This is a genomic window from Paenibacillus lutimineralis, assembly GCF_003991425.1.
Lineage (GTDB): Bacteria > Bacillota > Bacilli > Paenibacillales > Paenibacillaceae > Fontibacillus > Fontibacillus lutimineralis.
Window position 1 is genome coordinate 1,265,253 of the sequence record NZ_CP034346.1, and the last position, 22,529, is coordinate 1,287,781.

General features: G+C 46.3%; 14 protein-coding genes and 1 pseudogene. 11 read left to right on the forward strand and 4 right to left on the reverse strand.

The genetic code is table 11. The features are described 5' to 3' along the window. The first annotated feature begins 28 nt into the window (after nt 1-28). The 6 genes and pseudogenes from EI981_RS05360 to EI981_RS05385 all read left to right on the forward strand — a co-directional run bounded on the left by EI981_RS05360 (nt 29) and on the right by EI981_RS05385 (nt 12,842). Nucleotides 29-2,407 (forward strand): glycoside hydrolase family 65 protein, encoded by a 2,379-nt coding sequence (locus EI981_RS05360; RefSeq protein ID WP_227011706.1) that lies wholly within the window; start codon nt 29-31, stop codon nt 2,405-2,407. 13 nt (nt 2,408-2,420) lie between these two features. Beyond that, nucleotides 2,421-2,872 (forward strand): annotated as a pseudogene (locus EI981_RS05365) (HAD family hydrolase). 146 nt (nt 2,873-3,018) lie between these two features. Continuing rightward, a complete protein-coding gene (locus EI981_RS05370) occupies nt 3,019-4,818 on the forward strand; it encodes a sensor histidine kinase (RefSeq protein WP_162616092.1) in 1,800 nt (599 codons plus the stop codon). Then, on the forward strand, nt 4,815-6,410 hold the full coding sequence (locus EI981_RS05375) for a response regulator (RefSeq protein WP_126996103.1): 1,596 nt from the start codon (nt 4,815-4,817) through the stop codon (nt 6,408-6,410). The genes EI981_RS05370 and EI981_RS05375 overlap by 4 nt, the downstream gene beginning before the upstream one ends. Before the next feature lie 111 nt (nt 6,411-6,521). Then, nucleotides 6,522-7,796 carry an ABC transporter substrate-binding protein gene (locus EI981_RS05380; RefSeq protein WP_126996105.1) on the forward strand — a complete coding sequence of 425 codons (1,275 nt, stop codon included), beginning with the start codon at nt 6,522-6,524 and terminating at the stop codon, nt 7,794-7,796. Nucleotides 7,797-7,868: 72 nt separating this feature from the next. Further along, complete coding sequence (locus EI981_RS05385) at nt 7,869-12,842, forward strand: S-layer homology domain-containing protein (protein WP_126996107.1); 4,974 nt, start codon at nt 7,869-7,871, stop codon at nt 12,840-12,842. 124 nt (nt 12,843-12,966) lie between these two features. Here EI981_RS05385 and glgP read toward each other — a convergent pair whose 3' ends face one another. Together glgP and EI981_RS05395 are read right to left on the reverse strand one after the other, a co-directional pair. Continuing rightward, nucleotides 12,967-14,583 carry an alpha-glucan family phosphorylase gene (gene glgP / locus EI981_RS05390; RefSeq protein ID WP_126996109.1) on the reverse strand — a complete coding sequence of 539 codons (1,617 nt, stop codon included), beginning with the start codon at nt 14,581-14,583 and terminating at the stop codon, nt 12,967-12,969. A 48-nt stretch (nt 14,584-14,631) separates the two neighbouring features. Continuing rightward, nucleotides 14,632-15,219 carry an SLOG family protein gene (locus EI981_RS05395; protein WP_126996111.1) on the reverse strand — a complete coding sequence of 196 codons (588 nt, stop codon included), beginning with the start codon at nt 15,217-15,219 and terminating at the stop codon, nt 14,632-14,634. A gap of 248 nt (nt 15,220-15,467) precedes the next feature. Here EI981_RS05395 and EI981_RS05400 point away from each other — a divergent pair, with 248 nt between their 5' ends. The 5 genes from EI981_RS05400 to EI981_RS05420 all read left to right on the forward strand — a co-directional run bounded on the left by EI981_RS05400 (nt 15,468) and on the right by EI981_RS05420 (nt 20,963). Next, nucleotides 15,468-16,343 (forward strand): DUF6612 family protein, encoded by an 876-nt coding sequence (locus EI981_RS05400; protein ID WP_126996113.1) that lies wholly within the window; start codon nt 15,468-15,470, stop codon nt 16,341-16,343. A gap of 185 nt (nt 16,344-16,528) precedes the next feature. Beyond that, nucleotides 16,529-17,470 (forward strand): DUF6612 family protein, encoded by a 942-nt coding sequence (locus tag EI981_RS05405; protein WP_126996115.1) that lies wholly within the window; start codon nt 16,529-16,531, stop codon nt 17,468-17,470. 135 nt (nt 17,471-17,605) lie between these two features. Next, nucleotides 17,606-18,784, forward strand: coding sequence for a YecA family protein (locus EI981_RS05410; protein ID WP_126996117.1), 1,179 nt, complete (start codon nt 17,606-17,608; stop codon nt 18,782-18,784). A gap of 449 nt (nt 18,785-19,233) precedes the next feature. Continuing rightward, nucleotides 19,234-19,860 carry an SGNH/GDSL hydrolase family protein gene (locus EI981_RS05415; RefSeq protein WP_126996119.1) on the forward strand — a complete coding sequence of 209 codons (627 nt, stop codon included), beginning with the start codon at nt 19,234-19,236 and terminating at the stop codon, nt 19,858-19,860. Nucleotides 19,861-19,967: 107 nt separating this feature from the next. Next, nucleotides 19,968-20,963, forward strand: coding sequence for a Gfo/Idh/MocA family protein (locus EI981_RS05420; RefSeq protein WP_126996121.1), 996 nt, complete (start codon nt 19,968-19,970; stop codon nt 20,961-20,963). A 110-nt stretch (nt 20,964-21,073) separates the two neighbouring features. Here the strand turns inward: EI981_RS05420 and EI981_RS30045 are convergent, their stop codons facing one another. After that, nucleotides 21,074-21,907, reverse strand: coding sequence for a methyl-accepting chemotaxis protein (locus EI981_RS30045; protein WP_126996123.1), 834 nt, complete (start codon nt 21,905-21,907; stop codon nt 21,074-21,076). Between the two features lie 346 nt (nt 21,908-22,253). Then, entirely contained in the window at nt 22,254-22,466 is a 213-nt protein-coding gene (locus tag EI981_RS05430; protein WP_126996125.1) for a hypothetical protein, read from the reverse strand. Nucleotides 22,467-22,529 lie beyond the last annotated feature (63 nt).

The window sequence follows — 22,529 nt, forward strand, 5'->3', positions numbered from 1 at the left end:
TAGATAGTTACTGACAGGAGGAAGAGTCTTGATCGAATATAAAGCGACGGACGCACAATATGAGGGATGGGTCATTTCGGAAACCGCCTTTGACGTCAGACATTTGGCCAAGTTCGAGACGATTTTTAGTCAGGGGAACGGTTATTTGGGACTCCGGGCTGCAACGGAAGAATGCTATGGTGGGGAACGTCGCAATTTGTTTATCGCAGGAACCTTCAACCGTTTTGTGAATCAGGAGGTAACCGAGTTGCCGAATGCTGCGGATATGCTCCAGCTTGACATTCGCTTAAACGGTAACCCTTTTCATTTGGAGAAGGGAACGATTCACAGCTACCGCCGGGAGTTTGATCTGCGGCAAGGCGAACTGCGGCGTGACATCGTCTGGGAGGATGAACAGGGCGCTCAGTTCAAGCTGCGGTATAGACGTTTTGTGTCTTTGCAGAATATGCACTTGCTGGGCATGAGAGTAGAAATAACGCCGCTTACACACCCTTCGGATATTTTCATTCGTTCTGGCATCAATGGGCAAATGACGAACTCAGGCGTACAGCATTTTCTTGAGGGAGATCGGCGGGTATTCGACAAGGAGCTGCTCCAGTTGACAGCCACAACCTCGCAGTCAGACATTGAGTTTGTACATACTATTGCATCTCAGCTGTACCGGAGTGGAAGCCGCCTTCAGACGGATCCGGTACCAAGTATGGAACGGCGAAAGGTTATGTTGACGTATCAGGCTGATGCTGAGGTCGGTGAGACGATCAGGTTCGATAAAATCGCTTCGGTACATACAAGCTTCGATTTCGATTGGAACGAACGATCAACCAGCAGTCATTCGTTGATGGCGTTCGCCAGAGAACACCTGCTTGCAGCTGCCAATAAGGGGTTTGATCAACTGTTTAATGAACATGAACAGGCATGGCAGCGGCGCTGGAAGCATATTAGCATCGAAATCAGCAGCAGCGATTTCTTTGATCAGCTGTCTGTCCGCTTTGCTCAGTACCACCTCACAATCATGACACCTGCGCATGACAGCCGCTTCTCGATCGGGGCCAAGGGATTGACAGGTGAAGGATATAAAGGGCATGTATTCTGGGATACGGAAGTATTCATCCTGCCGTACTTCCTGTATACCGAGCCGGAAACGGCGCGCAAGCTGGTGGAATATCGCTACCATACCTTGAAAGGTGCCAGAAAAAATGCGCTTGACCATGGGTACCGCGGTGCGATGTATCCTTGGGAATCGGCTGTTACGGGTGAAGAGGAAACACCGGAATGGGGACCTGTTGATATAGTAACCGGCACACCAACCTATATATGGACGGGAAAAATCGAGCAGCACATTACCGCAGACGTCGCTTACGGCGCTTGGCACTATTACCAGGCGACTGATGATCAGGAGTATATGGACCGCTGCGGTTATGAAATCATGATGGAGACTGCTACCTTCTGGGCCAGCCGGCTGGAGTGGAATGAAGAGAGGCAGCAGTACCACATCACAGATGTAATCGGACCGGATGAGTATAAAGAGCATGTAAGCAATAACGCATACACCAACTACATGGCTTATTGGAATATCATGAAGGCGATCGAATGTACTCATAGCTTGATGCAAGTACAAAACGAGGTATATGCACGCCTGGAGCAAGAACTATCTTTGACTGAACGCCTGAAGGAATGGGAAGAGAAGGCCCAGTACATTTATTTGCCGCAGCCAGATTCGTATTCGCACCTGATTCCGCAGGACGACACCTATTTGCATTTGCAGGTCATAGATTTGCAGAAGTACAGAAATCAGAAGGTAGTAGCTTCGATTCTTGCTGATTACAGCATGACTCAGCTCAGTGAGATTCAGGTATCCAAGCAGGCAGATATCCTCGTCTTGTTCTATTTGCTGGAGGACTGGTTCTCTAAGGAGGTTAAAGCAGCGAACTGGCATTATTATGAGCCGAAAACACTGCATGACTCTTCGCTCAGCCTGTCCACACACAGTTTACTGGCTTGTGATGTCCATGATATGGATCTGGCTTACGAAATGTTCGCCAAGGCGGCGCGAATTGATCTGGGGACCAACATGCATAGCTGTGATGAAGGGATTCACGCTGCTTCGATCGGAGGGATCTGGAAGGCTGCCATTATGGGGTTTGGCGGCGTTCGCTCCTGGGAAGGGACTCTGCGGCTGAATCCGATGCTGCCACGTACCTGGGATCGGCTATCCTTTCCGCTATACTGGCAGGGCTCACAGCTGCAGGTGACCGTTAATCGCGATAAGCTTGAGGTGAAACGCATACTTTCCGAAGCAAGCGTGGGAAGTAAGCTGCGGGAAATGAACATCCTCATCCATGGCCGTCCATGTTCACTGACGGATCATCTTATCATCGACTTGAAGGAGGGCATTCCTGTTGAGTGATTCTAGAAGAGAGATTAAGGCTTTTATATTTGATCTGGACGGAGTCATTACAGATACGGCAAAGTATCATTTTGAGGCGTGGAAGCTGCTGGCGGATGAGCTAGGTCTTCCGTTTGACCGGGAGTTCAATGAACAGCTTAAAGGGGTCGATCGAGAAAAACAAAACTATCAGCGTTTGATAGAAGCGGTTGACGAAACGGAGATTCTACCTGGTATACTTGATTTATTTCATGAGCTCAAACAGCGGGGGATTGCCATTGGACTCGCTTCCGCCAGCCGCTAGGCATTGAGCCTCAATACTGTGTCGGCGTAGAAGATGCAGAGGCAGGAATCCGGGCTATTCAAGGAGCAGGGATGTTTGATGTGGGTATAGGCGATATGCAGGCATTAGTCGAAGCCGATTATCTCGTTTTAAAGTCAGCTCAGCTCTCCTTGTCCGAAGTAGAAAGTCATTTTAGACAATAATTCAAGCACATAAGTATGCAACTTGAACGTAATTCGAGTGAATAGGTTCAGGGTTTGCATACTTTTGCATTAATGCAACCAGTCAAATCGATATGATGGTATCGTTAAAATCTGACTTATTTCAAAAACAAAACGGAGGATGGAGTATGCTGAAATGGAAACGCTTCCGTGATCGCAGCATCCGGCAAAAAATGTTTCTGACCTATGCGCTGCTAATGATAATTCCACTTTTGGTAATCAGTATTTCTTTTTATACATATGCCATGTCCATCTTCGAGACCCGTATTGTAAAGTCGTTTGAGGAGACGAACCTGCAAATGATTTCGACTGCAGATGCTTTCGTAAACAGTATGATCAAATCATCGGAGCAGCCATTTTATGACGAGAATCTGATGACAATTTTAGCGAAGGATTACTCCAAATCCGCCTATGAGACGTTTGAGAAGAGCATGGATTTCCGCTATATCAGCGATAGCGTCTTTAAGAATTTAATGACATTCAATCCGAGTATCGATTCGATTCTGATTTATCCGGAGAACAGTCCGTTGATCTACCGAAGGGGATATAACACGACCTTTAATTATAAGTACACTCCAGTACATGAAGCGTGGTACCAGCAAATTATTAACAACATGGAAAAACCGGTTTTGCTCGGCCTGCACGAGGAAAAGCAGATGTACAGCAAGCCCAGGAGGGTGCTGTCCGTTGGTCGAGTTCTGGTGGATGCGGATTCGTATCAGAAGCTGGGTGTACTGCTTGTGAATTTCCGCGTGGAGCAGCTGGAACAATTGTTCAGCGGACTGGATAACAAGCGGGATGTAAATCAGTTCATTGTAGATGAGAAAGGAACGGTGATATTCAGCACGACGCCAGGGATGATGGGGACAAATCTCATTCAGCCTCTTTCGCAAATTCAGCCGAACAGTAAGGATTATTATGTCGTTCGCCATGAATCTAAAGTATCCGGGTGGCAATTTTACAGTGTCATTCACCGCAATCAGCTGTTCGCCGAGATCAATAAGCTCCGCGATTTTACAGTACTACTGTTCGTTCTGCTCGTAGCGATTGGATTCATCATCGCATTTCTAGTATCCGGCAGCATCTCGAATCCGATTCGAAGACTCAACCGGTTGATGCGTAAGGTGGAGAAGGGGAATTTCAATGTAGTTGCTCACCAGGACAGTCTGGATGAAGTCGGTCACTTATCCCGTACCTTTAACAGGATGACGGGGGAAATCAAAGAACTGATCGAGCAAATCAAGCTAGAGGAGAAGAAGAAGCGGAGCGCTGAGCTGAACGCCCTGCAGAATCAGATCAATCCCCATTTTATCTATAATACGCTTTCGGTTATTAAATGGATGGCTCAGGCGCAAATGGCCGACAACATTACGGAAGCGATTGATGATATGATCAAGGTTTTGTCTTTCTCTACTCGAAGTACGCAGGAGTTTGTTTCCATTAAAGAGGAAATGGAGTTTATCCGCAACTATGTCGAATTGCTGCAGCTTCGTTATTATAGCGTATTTGACTGTAAGATTGATGTTGCGCCGGATGTGATGCACTATAGAACGCTGAAATTTATGGTCCAGCCTTTTGTGGAAAATGCGGTTTTTCACGCTTTTGTCAGCCATGACCGCCCTTATGAGTTGTACATTTGTGTAGGAAAAACAGATGGCGATGATATTCAATTCATCATCCGTGATAACGGGATCGGAATCCGGCAAGAGCAGCTCCATCACCTGCTGCAACAGGAATGGTCTGACAAGGAAACAATGAACTCGATTGGCATTGGCAACGTTTCACGAAGACTGAAGCTGCATTATGGAGAAAAGTACGGGGTAGCCATGGAAAGCACGGTTGGCGAAGGAACCTCGGTGTGCATTCGCATTCCAGCGATGGAGCAGGATCCTACATCCATTCAGCCAAGGAAAGAGGGATTGATATGAGAATCATGATTGTAGACGATGAGACTTTCATCAGAGTCAATTTCAAGACATTTCTGGACTGGAAGCAAGAAGGTTACGATCTCGTGGGTGAAGCGGCTAATGGGGAAGAAGCTCTAACAAAGATCGAAGAACTTCAACCACATGTCGTATTTCTCGACATTCGGATGCCGGTACTTGACGGACTTGGCGTGCTTCGGCAGTTGAAGCAGAGGAATGCTCCCTGCAAAGTGATTATTCTTAGCAGTCACAACGAGTTTGACTATGCCAGGGAAGCGCTCAGACTGGGAGCCTGCGACTACATTCATAAGCCTAATTTGACACGAGCTGCGGTGTTTGAAGCATTGGACCAGGTTAGGATGCAACTCAGGCATCATGTAGAGGAGGATCAACTTCCTGTGCAGCAGGAGAAGAATCGTAACGATCTGAAAACACTCTTTTTACGTGATTTGGTTATCGGTGTAATTCGTCATAAATGGGAGATCGATCAGAAGACGGAGCAGTATCAGCTAGAGCTGAAGCAGCCTAATGTATGTTGCATTGTGATGTATATCGATCACTATGAAAAGGTGACGAAGCGGTATAAAAGGGGAATGGAGCATTTGCTCGGATTCTCGATCCTGAATATTTTGCATGAGATACTGAACCGGTATGATGAGCTGGAATGGTTTCAGATGAGTCCGAAGGAGCTAGTGTTTCTCCAATCCTTTTCTAGGGTGAGAAGTATGAATGAAATACTGGAGGAACGCTGGAGATTGGTCCACAAGATTGAAAAAACGCTGAAGCAATTTTTGAATGTCCATGTCAGCTTCAGCATCAGTGGATTGCATTCCCGTCTCCTCGATATCCCCAAGGCTTATCATGAGGCGCAGGAGGCGGCAGAAATGCTATTTTTTGAAGACCGCAGCAATGTTGTGTTCTATGAACCGGCTTGTATCGGGGATAGGAAATCCATGGAAATGCTGGTCTCATACGAGCAGCGGATCAGGAAGGTGGTCACGGACAAGAAAATAGCGGAAGCGATGATCATGATCCATGAATTATTCGCAATGATAAAAGAGCGGCGTCCGGCAGGGCGTCAAGAAATATTGGACCTGTCCGTCAATTTGTATTATTTAATTCAATCTCACCTGAAGAAAGAGAATACGGGAGGAAAGGCTGCTGGCGTACAGGAGTTGATGTCCGCAGAGCGGGTTGAGCGCTTGCATCAGCTGCTCATTGAGGAACTGGAGCAAATATCGGAAAGTCTAGCGGAGGATGCCACGTCGTCCAATTATAAGATCAAGCGGGTACTCGACTACATTCATCAGCATTATGATCATGATTTGACACTTGATGAACTGGCCGATTACGTTGGATTGAACAATAGCTATCTCAGCAGAATTTTTAAGGAGCAAACCGGTTCCATGCTGATTCCCTATATTAATCGTTACAGAGTGAAAAAGTCTTTGGAACTACTCAAGGAAGGAAAGCTCAAGACATATGAAATTGCAGAAAAGGTCGGTTTTAACAGCACGGATAACTATTATATCAGCTTTAAAAAGATGTATGGGCTTCCGCCGAATGAATACCGAAAAAACTGCATGGGAAAGTAAAATATCACGGGAATATGTAAATATCCTCTGTTTGCCTCATGATGCGCGCTAGCTAAGATGAAAGTAACACCTCTCAAGGTGAATTCACTTGAAATAAAGGGGAAGTGACAGATGAGAAAGAAGGTATTCCTGTTATTATGCTCCCTAATGCTGGTGCTGACTGCAATAGGATGTGGATCCAAATCCACTGAAGGCGGCGACACGAACAGTGCTGCAAACGGCGCTGGAGAAGCAAACGGGGGAAAGAAAGAAATCATCGAAGTAACGATGGCTTATTGGGCCAACGCTTCGGAGCAAAAAAACTTTGAATACATGATCGATGGTCTAGAGAAAGAGTATCCAAACATTAAAGTTAAAATGCAAATGTACCCGACCAGCGATGAATTCTGGAAAGCGATTCCGTCGGCGATTGCTGCAGGAGTAGGTCCGGATATCATTGCGATGTCGGATGAAGGTAACTACGAATATATCAAAAAAGGCGTTCTGGCTCCGCTGGATGAGCTGATCACTACGGTTGGATTTGAGAAAGACCGAATCACATCATCGCTGTATAAAGGCTGGACAGATGACAACAAGCTGTACGGTATTCCTTATGATTCATCGACTTCCATGCTCGCAATCAACAAAGCGATGCTCGAGAAATCGGGAATTACGAAATACCCGGAAACGATGGATGAGGTTGTTGAACTGGCGAAAGCCATGACAACGAAGGATGTCAAAGGGATTATCGGCAGTATTGATCCATTCCACATCACTCAATATGTTCACGCTTTCGGTGGAGACTGGGGCTTCGGTAAAACGATTAACTCCAAAGAGAACATTGCTGGTGTCCAGTTTTTTGTTGATCTGTTCCTGAAACATGGCGTGGCTATCGCTCCGATTGAGGTAGGCGCTCCTTGGGACGGCGAAGTATTTAGCCAGGAAAAAGGTGCAATGTCCACGGCAGGTCCATGGTATGTCGGTCACTTGAAAGAAGCGAATCCGAATATGCAAATGATCGCCCTGCCTATGCCTAAAGGCACAGTAGAAGCACAAAGCGCTTATTCGCACGGCTTGTCTATCCTGGCTGGCAGCAAGCATAAAGAAGAAGCTATGCAAGTTATCAAATATGCACTACGTGACGAAGCACAGCTGAATGCGATTGAGGCGGTTGGATATTCTCCTGCAGTATCTCCCTTGCTTCCTAATTACCTGGAGAAGAACCCTGAGCTGAAGCCAGTATTCGACAACATGGAGAAAGTAGGCATGCCATTTGCATATCCTGAGCAAACCAAGGCGTTCCATGCAGATCTTCTTAAAGGGGTAGAGGAAATTATCTTCAAGAAAGACGGATTGACAGTTGAACAATTGCTGAACGATCTCCAGAGCAAGTACGGAGAAAACTAGTTAAAAACGGTTGGACTTTGGATGATCAAGGTCCAGCCTTTTTTTAAAAAAATGTAAGAGAGGAGAAGGATTATGAAAAAATCACTTACCAAGGTCATTACCATCATTTTGCTCATGGGCCTGTTGATCACAACGATTGGCCCGGTATACTCAGCACATGCCGCACCTGAATTGCAGATAACAGAAGAGCAGGTACTTGAACCCGATTCGAAGTTAGCGGAAGACACGGTATTGGCATCTGACTTGAAGTTAGAGGGTGGCCAGGTATTTGGCGAATTTCCGCTGGATCTGACACAATTAGGGGACGTGGATTGGCTTCATCTTAAAGGAGATAGAGACATCACTGAAATTAGGAAGTCGGGTCAGAGCTCGGTTACTTTTAGTGTATACGGGGAAACGGGAACCGAGGGTAAATTGAATAACGGCGGAGATACGGACTACATGTCCTATTCCTGGACAGGTGGGATGCCAGGATTTGAAAACGCTATAAAGGATACCGGATTCGGTGTGTTTTTCCCAAAGTCGAGCCGTGCTCCGGGTGACTACAAGGATGTCGGTTGGAATGTAACGATAGCTCCGCAGCCGAAGGAATCTACCATTATATTCGGCGTGGGCATGTGGCAGGCTGAAATGAATATCAACATTTATTTTAACGATGAGCTGAAGGCTTCCAGCACGATTCATGCAGGCGGAGCGTCTAAAGTATACAAATATCAATTCAAAGTGCCTGCTAATGCGGAAGTTAAAGTAGAAGCACGCCAAACGAAAGTTTTATCCCAGTGGGGGAACATGTCCTTTTCCGGCCTGGCTGTAAGCAGTCAAGATATTGCCGACAAGCTTGAATTACAGAACGAGTACAACAGAGTTAAGGATATGACCCAGGGACTGTATACGGATGCAACCTGGCAGCCTTTCACAGTCGCTAGGAACAAGGTCAAGAATGTTCTCGCTCAACCGCTTGCTTCGCAGCATGAAATTGACAGCGTTCTCAATGAATTGCAAGCTGCACAACAAGCTCTGGATAAGAAAGACACAAATATTAAGATAGACTTTATGGGGAATATATCTGGCGGGTATACGTTGGGTTCTAAAGGGGATCAGGAGGACAGATATCAAACCTTTACCCCTAAAGAAGACTTTGAAATGGAATATGTTCAAGTAAGGGTAATCAGAGAACACGAGCCGGTTAGTGATCTGGTCGTGAAGCTGTATGCTACAGATACTCAAGGATTGCCGACAGGAACCGCATTGGCAGAAACAAAGGTGAAAGAGAATCAGGTTGTAAGCAGCGAAATTACAACCGTCCCATTGTCTTACTTCATTGAAGGAGGCAAGCGTTACGCTATTGTATTAACTCAGGAAACTCTTGGCTCTGGAGAATACCGCTGGTATATCATGAACAAAAATTCGGAATCAAAGAGTGAGTTTTATGGCAAATCAGCATATGGTAAATTCGTACCGGAAGCTGATCTTGGAACAGGGTTGATGCGCATTATCCAAAAGAGCGATGTGGATCGAAGCGTTCTTCAAACACTGGTGAATGACGTCGAGCAATATAATCGAAAGTTGTTCACTGTACCAACCTGGTCTCAATTGGATAGCGCCTTGAAAGAGGCTAAAGAGCGCTTGAGTGATGTAGATGTCAAACAAGAGGATATAAACTCGGCCTACGACAGGCTGTCTAAGGCATTTGAAAGCCTGCAGCAGGGCTCAGGGCTAAATGAGGTGGCCAACATCATTGAAGCCATCAACAGTGTGGAATTGAATGGGTATACGAGCGAATCGACGGCTGCCCTGAATCAAGCCGTTCAGGAAGCAAAATACTTAGGAAACACGGCTCCAGATAAAGATCGGATTATAGCCTATTCCAAAGTCATGAATGCCTTGGACGAATTGAAGCCGGTGGGTAAATATCAGTATGAATCCAATCCGAGAATGACAGCAGCTTTTGGCTTTGAAGGCGATAAGAATGCCTCGCTCGGATTCCTTGACGGATCGTACCAAATCGGCGGCTCACGTCCGGAACAGCATGGTCCCATCGCTCCGAAGCAGATGGTGACCTTTGGTGTCACGGACGCAACCGACGTTAAATGGTATAATGCCGAAGGTTATTTGCCAGCATTTATCCACGAATATTCCAAAGACGATATGGACTTCAAAATCGAATCATTCGGCAATAAGCAAATGGTTGACGGCAAGGATTATGTTATCGATTATTCGAGAATGACCGTTACGAACCATTCGAATGAGACACGTTTGCTACCAGTTGTGTCTAAAAACCTGATTCCACTTAATGCGGCAGCGAATCAGGCGTATACGATTGAACCTGGCGAGACGATCGGTAGAGATTATGCCATTGAAGCCGATAAGTATGAATACTTTGATGAAGGCAAAACCTCTTTTACTTCATTAACGATAGAGCAAGTAGCCGGGCAGGGCAATTTTGATAAGAATTACGCCTCAATGAAATCGTATTGGGACGACCGACTGTCAGCAGTAGTTAATATCGATCTGCCGAATAAAGAGTTGGTGAATGCTTTTAAAGCAGGATACATCTACACGATGATAATTAAAGATGGCAACTATCTGCATGTCGGGGAGAACGGGTATGCGAGATTGTATTCGCACGATACCATCGGAATTTTGGTTCAATTGATTCAAAGTGGAGACTTTGCTTATGCCAAGGAATATTTGAAGAGCGTTCCATTAACCGGAGGAATCAATATTGAGACCGGTGAAGTGGACGGGAACCTGTACTGGGATGCCAACTGGAAGCTTCCTTGGGCATATGCTGTATATTTGAGCAAGACGGGCGATACGTCCATCTTCAAGGACCTTATGATTGCAGATGATGGAACGGAAGGTAACGTGTTCGATAAGAGAGTCAAATACAGTGCAAGAAGTATTCATGATGATCGTACGGGCGACGGCCAGATTATGAAGAAGACATATGCGATCGACGATCCGGGTTTTTGGACAGTTGACAACTATGCTGCGCTGACAGGTCTTGCTTCATATGAATATATTACACGTGAGCTGTATGAAGCTGAAAAGAACCCAAGCTATTTGGAGGAGGCAGAGTGGGCCAAGAAAGAATATGAGGACCTGTTGGCGGCGTTCTCAGCTAGATTAAAAAAAACAATTAGGGACAATGATCTGGATTATATCCCGGCTTCCGTAATACAGACCAATGATCAGAACCGGATGAAGGAACCTAAGGATGCGAACTGGGCTTCCATGTTTATGGGCGGAAGATGGCTATGGGATGGATATTTGTATGGCGCGAACCAGCCTGAGGACAATATTAACCTGCAGATGCTGGACGATACGTATACTTATGGTATTGAAAGACGTACCGTAGCAGGAGTAACCGATTCACCGTATAACTTTGGCGGTTACCCTCACGGTTATTATTCCAGTTCTTACAATGCTGGATATGGCAGCGCTGCGCTTCGTGGAGAGCAGTATAGAGACATGGGCATTAAAGCCTATGAGTTCATGCTTGAAAACTCTATGAGCGGACCATTTAGTTGGTGGGAGGGTGTTAATTACCCTAATGAATCAAGCCCTTGGGCAGCAACCAATGAGAAGCTTGGCGTTCAAAATACACCGGGCGGCGGCGGATCAGCCCAGCATATCTGGGGTCAGTCCGTCAATTCTAAAGTACTGGTCGATTCTCTGATCGCAGAGCGTATTTACGATCAGAACACGAACTACGAAATTATCGTAGGCCGTGGTATTCCGAAAGAGTGGGTTATCGATGCGGCTAATAACAACAATGTAGTGGCTAAAGTTCATAATTATCCAGTATTCCAAGGTGGTAGAGCAGGATACGATGTAGTTAGAAATAACAACAAGCTTGAATTCACTTTTATAACCGATCTCACCCAAGCCAAGGCAGGCACAAGTAATGCAGCTTTTAGCATTCAATTGCCTAGCATGGTCAACAACATTCTAGCGGCTTCCGTGGGCGAAATCGACAATTCCAAGGGAATCGTCACTGTTCCGCTCAGCACGAAATCAGTCACAATCACGCTTAGCGATCTGCCAAAACCTCCGGATGTTGAATTGGATAAAGAAGCCCTGGAAATTGGATTTGCTGCAGGCGATTCCAGTGCATCCGTCACCCAAAATGTAATCTTGCCGAAACAAGGACAGAATGGTAGCGTGATTACCTGGTCTTCCAGCAATCCGAAAATTATTTCGGAAACAGGTAAAGTAAGTCGTCCATCAAGCACCACTCAAGTTACGCTGACAGCTGCATTGACCAAAGACGGCAAAGTGGTACAGAAGAGCTTCTTGTTAACGGTGATCAAGGCAGATGATCAAGGAAACCCTGGAAATGGCGGGGGCAACAGCAATAACGGTAACAATGGTAATAATGGAACCAGTGGAAACAATGGAACCAGTGGAAACAGTGGAAACAATGGAAACAGCGGCAACAACAGCAACAACAGCAATAACGGTAACAATGGGAACAATGGCAACAATGGCAACAAGCCTAAGTTCAAGGACATCACAGATCATTGGGCGACCGAAGCTATTATTACAGCAGTAGAACGTGGAATTGTCAACGGTTATACAGACGGAACTTTCCATCCGAACGCTGAGGTAAGTCGCAGTGAGCTAGTGGTTATGTTTGGACGCGCATTGAAGCTTCCTGAAGAAAATGCACCAGCTCTTTCATTTAAGGATACCTCCAGCATTCAGGCATGGGCGAAGTCCTATGTTGCCATTGCGGTTAAATCTGGACTTGTTAACGGATATGAAGATAATACCTTCCGTCCTAATAGCAAGGTGACCCGGATGGAATTTGTAGCCATGGTCGCAAGAGTACTTGATTTGAGGACAACTACGAATGAATCGCTTCCTTTTGCTGATGCTGATCAAATCCCTGCATGGGGGCAGAAATATGCTGCAGCAGCTTATGAAGCAGGTCTGGTTGAAGGCAAAGGTAATAACAAGTTTGCTCCGACCGATGCCGTGACAAGAGCGGAAGCGGTTACCTTGCTTCTTCGGATGTTGCAATATTCGGCTTCCGAATAAAATTGTAAACGGTACAAAAAGTAAAAGTCAGTTAAACGGCCTTAGTCCTGAGTTCGATTGGACTGAGGCCGTTTAGTTTCCTCTTTACTGCGAATAACCGATTGGATTCCATTAATCTTCACTTCTACGCCTTGATGTACATTTTATTGTAATATTCCTCAATCATGCGCTTGGTGGCGAACGGCTCACGTGTCGTCTCGATGCTTCTGCGCATCATCTCGACCCACTTCGGCCTGTTCTCATAATAGGTAGGTAGCACTCGCTGCAGCAGCGTCTCGTATAACGCTTCACCGTCATGGCGATCCAACGCTTCGGTATTGTCCGTCTCGAAGCCGTCGCCGAACTGCCATCCGTTCTCGCCGTCGAGGCAGGCCTCTGGCCACCAGCCGTCAAGGATGGAGCAGTTGAGTACGCCGTTCATCGCTGCCTTCATCCCCGATGTACCGCTCGCTTCTAGTGGCCTTCGCGGATTGTTGAGCCAGATGTCCGAGCCGCGGGTCAGCCCCGCCCCGATCGTCATATCGTAATTTTCCAGGAAGACGACGCTTCCCGGGTATTTCTTCATCATGGCGACGAGGTTGCTGACGATCCTCTTGCCAGTATCATCGAGCGGATGGGCTTTGCCGGAGAAGACGATCTGAATCTTGCCGGATTCGAGATAAGGCGCGATTAGCTCCGGCTTGGAGAAGATGAGGTCGCTCCGTTTGTAAGGGGCCGCTCGGCGCGAGAAGCCGATTAATAAGTGATCGGCATTCAGGGCTATGCCGGAACGTTCTTCGATGAAGCGGATCAGCTCACGCTTGATCTCCATATGCGCGGCCCACAGATCCCCATTACTTTCGTAAGCTTCGGTTATTCTCGGATCAACCCAGGTTGGCGTATGAATGGCGTTCGTGATGCTGATGATAGCTGAGCGGCCGGACACATCCTGCCACATTTTATTGGCTGTGATGCCATGCAGCTTGGCGACGCCGTTGGAAATGCGCGACAGCCGTAGCCCGGCGACCGTCATGTTGAAGGGATTGCCGCCAATGCGTTCCATTTGCTCGCGGGTCAGATTGTTGAAGGCGGACATATATTCAAGCCGCTCCAACGGATGGGACTCATTGCCTTCTCGAATCGGTGTATGAGTGGTGAATACGACCTCGTCCCGAGTGGCCTGCCAGGCTTCCTCGAAGGAACGGCCTCCATTCATTTTCTCACGGATCAATTCGGTTGCCGCTAACGCCGCATGTCCTTCATTGAAATGATATACATCGACCGGAATCTGCAGCGCCCGAAGTGCTCTAACTCCCCCGATGCCAAGCACGATCTCCTGGGCAATTCGCTCCTCACCGAACCAGCCGTACAATTGTCCGGTAATCCAGCTATCGCTATTCTGCGGAATATCGGTATCAAGCAAATATAGCGGGTTGTTGCCGAATTTCTCGGTTCTCCACACTTTACAGTGAACGTCAATGTTGCGAATTGTTACGCTGACTTGTATCCCTGTATCCTCAAGGAACTCATACATGTAGTTATGATAAGTATCGTAAGGCTTGCCATCGGGATCGATATGCTGATCGGTATATCCCTGCTTCCATTTGATACCGATGCCTATGATCGGGGCACCCTCATCTCTGGCGCCTTTGATATAATCGCCGGCGAGAATACCGAGACCTCCTGCATATATCTTGAAACTGGATTCAAGTCCGAACTCCATACTGAAATAAGCTACAGTCGGCAGGTGCTGTTGAGTCATTGCCAATCGCCTCCTTATATCTCATGATATGAGGCCGACATCCGGGCGTTACCAGAGGATATCATCCTGTGCCGTACTTTCTTCCTCCAAATTCTGATGATCTTCATCGGCAATGGCCTGAATTTCCTCCGCTCCGATCGTAATCACAGTGTAATCCTCTATAGCTTGCTTCTTCAGGGCCCGCTGCTTAATGTATTTCGGACTAGCTTCACCCATCTCTTCGTCATAGACCAGTAGAATACCATCGGTCTTGCGGAACAGCAGCTCATCTCTGGCGGCGAATTGCCATGGGCCTTTATAAGGCTCTTTGCTGACAGAGGCATAGAAATCAACCTTGGAGATCAAGTCTTGGTAATAAGCCTTCTTATCCTCTTTCCATTGTTCTTCAGGATTGCTAAAGGCAGTAAGTATTGAACACTTGAGCGCCGGATACTGTCTTCTGAGCTCGATCGCCGCTTCGCAGGCCCATAGGTCTACGCCGTACTGTCCTGGTGTAATGACCCATTCCAGCCCTTCCTCCAGCAGTGGTATTAAGCGCGAGATAATCGCCTGGCGGATGTACGGAATTCCTTCATGTTTATTGTTATATATTCCGAGTTCATGTGCGCGGTAACCTGTGACCAGAAGATTTTTCAAGATATTACTTCCTTTCCGAGCTATACAGATTCGTGTCTATTATATATGTCTTGGCCCAGGAAGGCGATTCATCAAGGTAGGGGACCTACGCGCTTCATGAGATATCTGGTTACATTTAGGAAAAAAGTACCTTTTCTTTTCCATGCTGTTTTGGTTAATATAGGGTTTATGTTCTAATCGAGTCCAAAAAGGCCGATTTTCAGTGGACTTTTTGGATTACCTTTTTTAGAAATAGGGGGAGAAACTGTATGAAGAAGATGGTTGTATTATTATTAGGGGCGGTTCTGGCTTTAGGATTAACTGGATGTGGCCAGGATAAGAAAGCGGACAACAATGCGAGTTCTGGTGCGGGATCAAATGCACCGGCAACTGTGGAGACAAGTGAAGATGTGGCTGTACCAACGGCGGATGAGCTTTTCACGAAGATGACAGATGCAACGAAGGATCTTAAGAGCCTCTCGATGGCTGCAAGCTCCAAGCAAAAGGTAGTTATTAAGGTGGGCGAGGAGACTCAAGAGCAAAACATCGAGATGGAAATCAAGTCTGATATTATCCAGGACCCGCTTGCAATGATGCAGGAATTGCATATGTCGATGGGAGACCTAGGAAATCAGGATGTTACGCAGTATGTTACTGCGGATGGAATCTACATGCAAACAGGCGGAGCCTGGGTGAAACTGACGGATGAGACCATGATGGCCACTCTTAAGGATGCTGCAAAGCAATCGGCTGATCCTAGCCAACAGATCGAGCAATTCAAATCGATCGCCAACGAAATGAAAGTAACTGAAGACGGCAGCGACTTCGTATTGAAGGCCAATCTGTCCGGCGACAATATGAAGGAGCTAGCTAAATCGCTAATGAGCCAAAACGGTGGCGAGAACCAAGCAGATGCTATGGCTGCAATTGATCAAATGAAGATCGAAAATATTAATATCGTATATTCCATCAACAAGGAGACGTATCTGCCTTCCAAGATGTCTGTTGAAATGAAGATGGATATGGAAGCGGAAGGACAGCAGGTATCGATGGAGATGAAGATGGATTCCAGCTTCTCCAAGTACAATGAGATCGAAGCGATTGAGGTTCCACAAGAAGCGTTGGATAATGCGATTGTTCAATAAGAATCAATAATCTGAAGACGCATCATTCATTTGGCAGCAATTTGCCGTGAATGATGCGTCTTATTATTTGCCAGAACATTACAAAAAGCGCGATTTGTCTACATACTTAGGTATAAAGTCCCTATCTCTAGTTTTGGAAATATGATTAATTATTAGGAAGTAAGCTTATCGTTAGGAGGATTTAGATGAATAGAGGGTTGCGGATACTTGGAACAGTCATACTCGCTATAAGCCTGTCAGGCTGCGGATGGCTGGGGGGAGACAAGGAACAAGCCGGGGACGAGAATAATGCGGTTAACCATCAGACTTCCGAGAACGAGCAGAACGAAGAGAACGGACCTGAGAACGAAGAGCGAAATGCTTCCGATGATCGGAAAGAAGATAAGGAGACTACGGCAGCCGTCAGTGGCGTTCCTACGGTGGATGAAATTTTTCAGCGGGCGAGTGAGGCGGCAGGGGCCTTATCCAGCTATTCCTCTACATCGATCCTTCGTATGAATATGACAGGAACGTTTGATGGACAGAGTGAGGAGCAGGCTTATGAGGTCAGGACCACGATGGATTTGATTCGTGAGCCGCTGCAGCTATTCCAGTCGATGAGAATCTCTATGGATGGCGGTACCCAGGATTTGAAGCAGTATGTGACGGAAGAGGGAGTATATTCCCATGTCGATGGAATGTGGATCAAGCATTCAGAGGATACGAGCTCGGAACTCATATCGGCGATGAAGGAAGCGTTGATAGATAAGCAATTGGAGCAGTATAGACTGTTCGCCAAGGATATGAAGGTTTCTGTGCAGGATAAAGCTTATGAACTTCACGCAGATTTTAGTGGCGAGATACTCGATAATTTCCGCAGCGCCTTGATTCAGCAAATGGCCAACGGAAATCGTGATATATCCGATATGCTCAATAAGATGGAGATCCAGAACGTCAAATTGTCGTATGTCGTCGATAAAAATACATATTTACCTACAAAATTGTCTATGGTTCTCTCCGTGGGAATGGACGTTGATGGGCAGGGCTTCTCCATGGGTTTGATGCTAGATTCGACCTTCTCTAAATTTGGGGAGATTAAACCGATTCACCTACCACAGGAGGCTATTGATACGGCTTATCTAGAGTAGGAGAGGCATATTATTAGCGATTTACAGCCCGGACTTGCGCCTATCGTGTATAATAGATAAATAGAGCGCAGCCTGACTAATTTCTGTTGGGATGTTTGAGCTGCGCATAAGGATTGGATTGGATGAGGTGTATACATGTTAGACAACAAAGCCCAATTTGAAGCAACGAACATACAGCATGCTATCATTGGCGAAGTAATGACTAGCCTGAAGGAAATTCTCCATAGTCTTACCAAGACAAGGCTTGCTGCATTAGCATCGGTGTACAAAGTGCCTGGGCGTTCTAAATTGAAAAAGGGCGAGCTTGCCGACAAATTGCTGGAATGCATTACAGATCGGGAGGTTCTGAAGACAACGCTGCTACTGGCCAGAGCCGAGGAATGGAAAGTGCTCAAAGCGATCACGGAAGATTCCGTATTACAGGACAACTATGTCCCTTACGGATATTATGCGTATTGGCTGGAGCATGGATTGGTCGTCAGCTATTTCACGGACAACAAGCTGTATTTGCTTATACCGGATGAAGTCAAGGCTGCATATGCAGAGCTGGAAGCAAGCTCGTTCGGTAAGGTTCTGAACAAATATCAGCTCGTATTTCGCTATATCTCGGCAGCTACGAATTTATATGGTGCAATCAAGCCAGGCAAGCTAGTGGAGATCTTCAATGAGCAGAATGATGACAAGCTCACTGCTGAGGAACTCAAAGCTTTGTACGAAGAGTTTAGCGGTAGAGACCAGCTATTCCGTATGTACAAGGGGTACTTGATTGTTGAGGATCTGGTCTACTCTGATGAAGCTTCTGAATTTAAGCAGCTTCTGGAGAAGATGAAGGGCAAGAGCTACCATGTGCCTGAGAAGGACGAATTGTTGAAATATTCGAATGGTCTCTATTATGAGATGAATCCTCAGCTTACGGCATTAAGAAGCTATATTATTAAGGAATTACGTCCTGATCCTGAATTTGTGGATGATTTGATCGACGACATTCAGTTGGCTTGCTCTATGGAAGCGCCAATTCAGGAGATCATGCATGAATTTGAACGAAGAGATATTGAATTCGTTAGTATGGAGCAGGTGCAAATGGTCGTCTATCTCGTCACCGAAGCATACAACCATACACGACTAGCTTCGAATGGCGGTTATACACCGGTAGAGAGACGCGCGATATCAAAGGATCTGGAGTCAGGCTACAGAGCAGCGGTGCCTCCATTCCGGGCACAGGTCAAGAATCAGGTCATATCCAAGAAGATTGGACGTAATGATCCTTGTCCGTGCGGAAGTGGTCTGAAATACAAGAAATGCTGCGGCAAATAAAAAAGAATACAAACCTGAGGCATGATGCCTCAGGTTTATTCTGAAATGAAAACTATACTGCTTGAATGCATAGGTTAATCATGTCTTCGATATTTTGACAACGGTTACATATCCCGTTTACATTAGTGATGAACTGCCATAAGGGTAAACGCGATATAAAATGCAGCGTAGAAAATGCCTAGACCAATAATTATTCCGAAAACATTGCTCTTGGCTTTGCTGCTTCCTGGTTCCCACATCATCATAATCAGCCCCTTTGTCGCTGTGATGTAATTGTGAACAATCTGTGTCTAATCTAATTATTGAACATTTTGTGTCTAATTTCAAACATTTTTTTGAACTTTTTTAAAATATTTTTCTCTTGTGCCTAAATACATATACTTTTATTCTGAATTTGGTTGAATGTTTGTAGTTAAATGATTGTAGTTGAATATAAAGGAGACGAGAAAATGCTGCTGAATAACAATGAAATCGTACTCTTTCAGGGTGACAGCGTTACGGATTGCGGTAGAGATTACTCTGACCCGGCATCACTTGGAAACGGTTACGCTAATCTGATCGCTTCCCGTCTGGGCTATCTGTATCCGGAGAAGAAGCTAACTTTCTACAATCGGGGGATTAGCGGCAACCGGGTAGTGAATCTGCAGAATCGCTGGGAAGAGGATTGTCTCGCTCTAAAACCGACCTGGGTATCGATCCTGATCGGCATCAATGATACTTGGCGGCGATTTGACAATAACGAAGAGACCTCGGTTGAGAACTATGAAGCAGGTTACCGTGAAATTCTGGAGCGTACGAAGGAGCGGCTGGGAGCGAAGCTGATCCTCATGGAACCATTCGTATTGCCAACACCGGAAGACCGTTTGACCTGGCGCTCTGATCTGGACCCGAAGATCCAGGTGGTACGTAAATTAGCGAAGGAATTTGATGCACTGCTTGTTCCGCTTGATGGATTGTTTGCAGGCGCCGTATCTCAGGCAGACGCTGCTTATTGGGCACCGGATGGCGTGCATCCGTCTGCAGCGGGTCATGCCTTGATGGCTGAGGCGTGGCTTCATGCGGTTAAGGCTCTGTAAGACCGCTAAGATTATACAAGCCCAACAGAATTCAGGATTCGATGACGAACAGACTTTTTGGAACACCTCTAACAGGAAATTATTCTATGGAAGAAGGGTAAAAGGTTATGGGAGAGTTCGCAGGGAAGAAATTGAAGTGGGGAATTTTGGGTACAGGCTGGATTGCTGAGCAATTCACGAAGGATTTGATTCATGTGACTAACGGTGAAGGATTTGCCGTAGGCTCACGAACACAAGAGAAGGCGGATGACTTCGCCAAGAGACATGGGCTTCCTCGTGCTTATGGCAGCTATGAACAGTTATTGCAGGACCCGGAGATTGATGTGGTCTATGTAGCAACGCCGCATCCGCAGCATCATGACAATGTGCTAGCAGCCCTACGAGCGGGTAAAGCTGTGTTATGCGAGAAGCCTTTTACGGTGAACAGCTCTGAGTTAGCAGAGATGATCAAGCTGGCTGCTAAGAAGGGCTTGTTCCTGATGGAGGCGATGTGGACCCGCTTCCTGCCAGCAATTGTGAAGACGAGAGAATGGATCAAGGATGGACGGATTGGCGAGATCAAGCTGTTGAAGGCGGAGTTTGGATTCTGCGCAGACTGGAACCCGGAAGGCAGGCTATTTAATCCGCAGCTTGGCGGGGGGGCCCTGCTGGATGCTGGGATTTATCCGGTCTCCTTCGCTTCAATGGTTTTCGGAACTCATCCTGTACGCATACATAGTGCAGTACAGATGGGGAAGACGGGCGTGGATGAGCAATTCTCTGTTCTGCTGGATTACGGTGTTGGCCGAAGCGCGTCATTGCACGGGGCAATCCGGCTAAATATGAACAATGATGCGCATATATATGGAACAAAAGGCATGATTCATGTTCCATCCTTCCTGAATGCAAGGACAGCTTCACTGCGGGTAGAAGGTGCGGAGGAGGAAGTATTTACGGATGATCGGACTTCGATCGGCTATGCCTTTGAAGCGCAAGAGGTGGGCGAATGTCTGCTTCGAGGGGATAAGGAGAGCTCGCGTATTTCGTTAGAAGAGTCTCTGACTATAATGGGCATACTCGATCAATTAAGGGATGATTGGAAGCTGAAGTATCCGTTTGAGTAAGCGATAGAATCATTTTATATAAAAAAGCCGTCGGTTCAGATCATCCGTTAAGATGAGAGTGAACCAGCGGCTTCTTTTTTTACATGGATAGATACTGGGTTATAGCTGTTCTACTCATGGGAGAAGCGGAGCAAACCTTCGATGAAGCTCTTCATATTGTTGTTGGACTCGTTCAACTGTTCGATGACATTCATGAAGTCAGTCACGAGCTCGGCCTGTTCCTGAGACGAGTGGGCGATCTGCTCGAATTCTCTCTCCAATTGCAGGATGGAGTCCTGAACACTTCGTAGTGTTGCAGCGATATTTGCGCTAGCGTCCTTGGTGCTGACAGACAGCTTCCTCACCTCTTTGGCAACTACGCCAAATCCAGCTCCCGCTTCACCCACTCGTGCCGCTTCAATAGCGGCATTCAATCCGAGCAGGTTCGTCTGATTGGAGATCTCTTGAATGAAACCGACGGTCTCGTTAATCTCTGACGAATTCTCCACAGCGTGCCTAGTGTTCGTCATAATATGCTCGCTCGTAGCTGTGAGCTCTTCGGCATGTGCCGCGACGGTTTGCACCATATCAACCAACTGCCCGGTGATCCCGTTCATGGCCTCCATGCCTTCCTCTAGCCTTTGTCTATTCTCATAAGACTCTGCGGTCGCGATGGCGCCGATAATGACTCCTTGTTCATCGTAGACTGGAGAGGCTGTAGCTATAATTGGAAATCCGTAAATGTGCTCCGCAATATGGGTAACGGAGTTCTCCCCGTTCAATGCCTTGCGCAGGTTCTCATCTTCTTTGGGGATAGGGGTACCTGAAGTAATGCCGAAATCTATTTTTTGCGAAGGCATATAGAATAGAAATTTCTCCAAGTCCGTTATGCCGATCATAATATCTTCTTTGACCAGCTTCTTGATATAAGGTACCGCAGCGATAAGGATGTCCAATTGATTCATATACCGACCTGCCTATCTCATTGATTTTGAAGTAATTATATCTTTTATCGACATTATTTGACAATGATAGTGTAGGCCTATTTACAACAGGATCAATGCATAAAACGTCAAAGACGAATAAATAACCAGTATATGCGGTACTTCTAAAATTATTGATCGGGTCATACGCTAAATATATACGATATGATGAACATTCGTTATAGAACTGAATGCAGCAAGATGAGGAAGTAACCCATGGGCAGTGAGTAAGTGGCTGCTCCGGATTACTTCCTCTTCGACACCTTATTATGGCTTCTAAGCGATAAGCGGAACGTTGCGGGATTTATGTGCAGATGGAGATCAGCGTTCATTCTTTTTTGGATTCGGCTTGTTCCATGGCTCTCGCTTCATGAACCTTCTCATCCAGGCTTTTGATCTCCTGGGAGAGAATCTGCAGTACACTATCCATACTGTTGAGTTTGTCATTCACATTTTGCAGCACATATTTAATCAGGATGAAACACAGAGTGACGGGGAATCCAACATTAGCGACTAGGGATACAATATCAGCAACTTGCATGTTCACGCCCTCCTCTCATGGAAGTTCCCTTTCATAGAGCTATTCAAAAACCATTTTCTGATC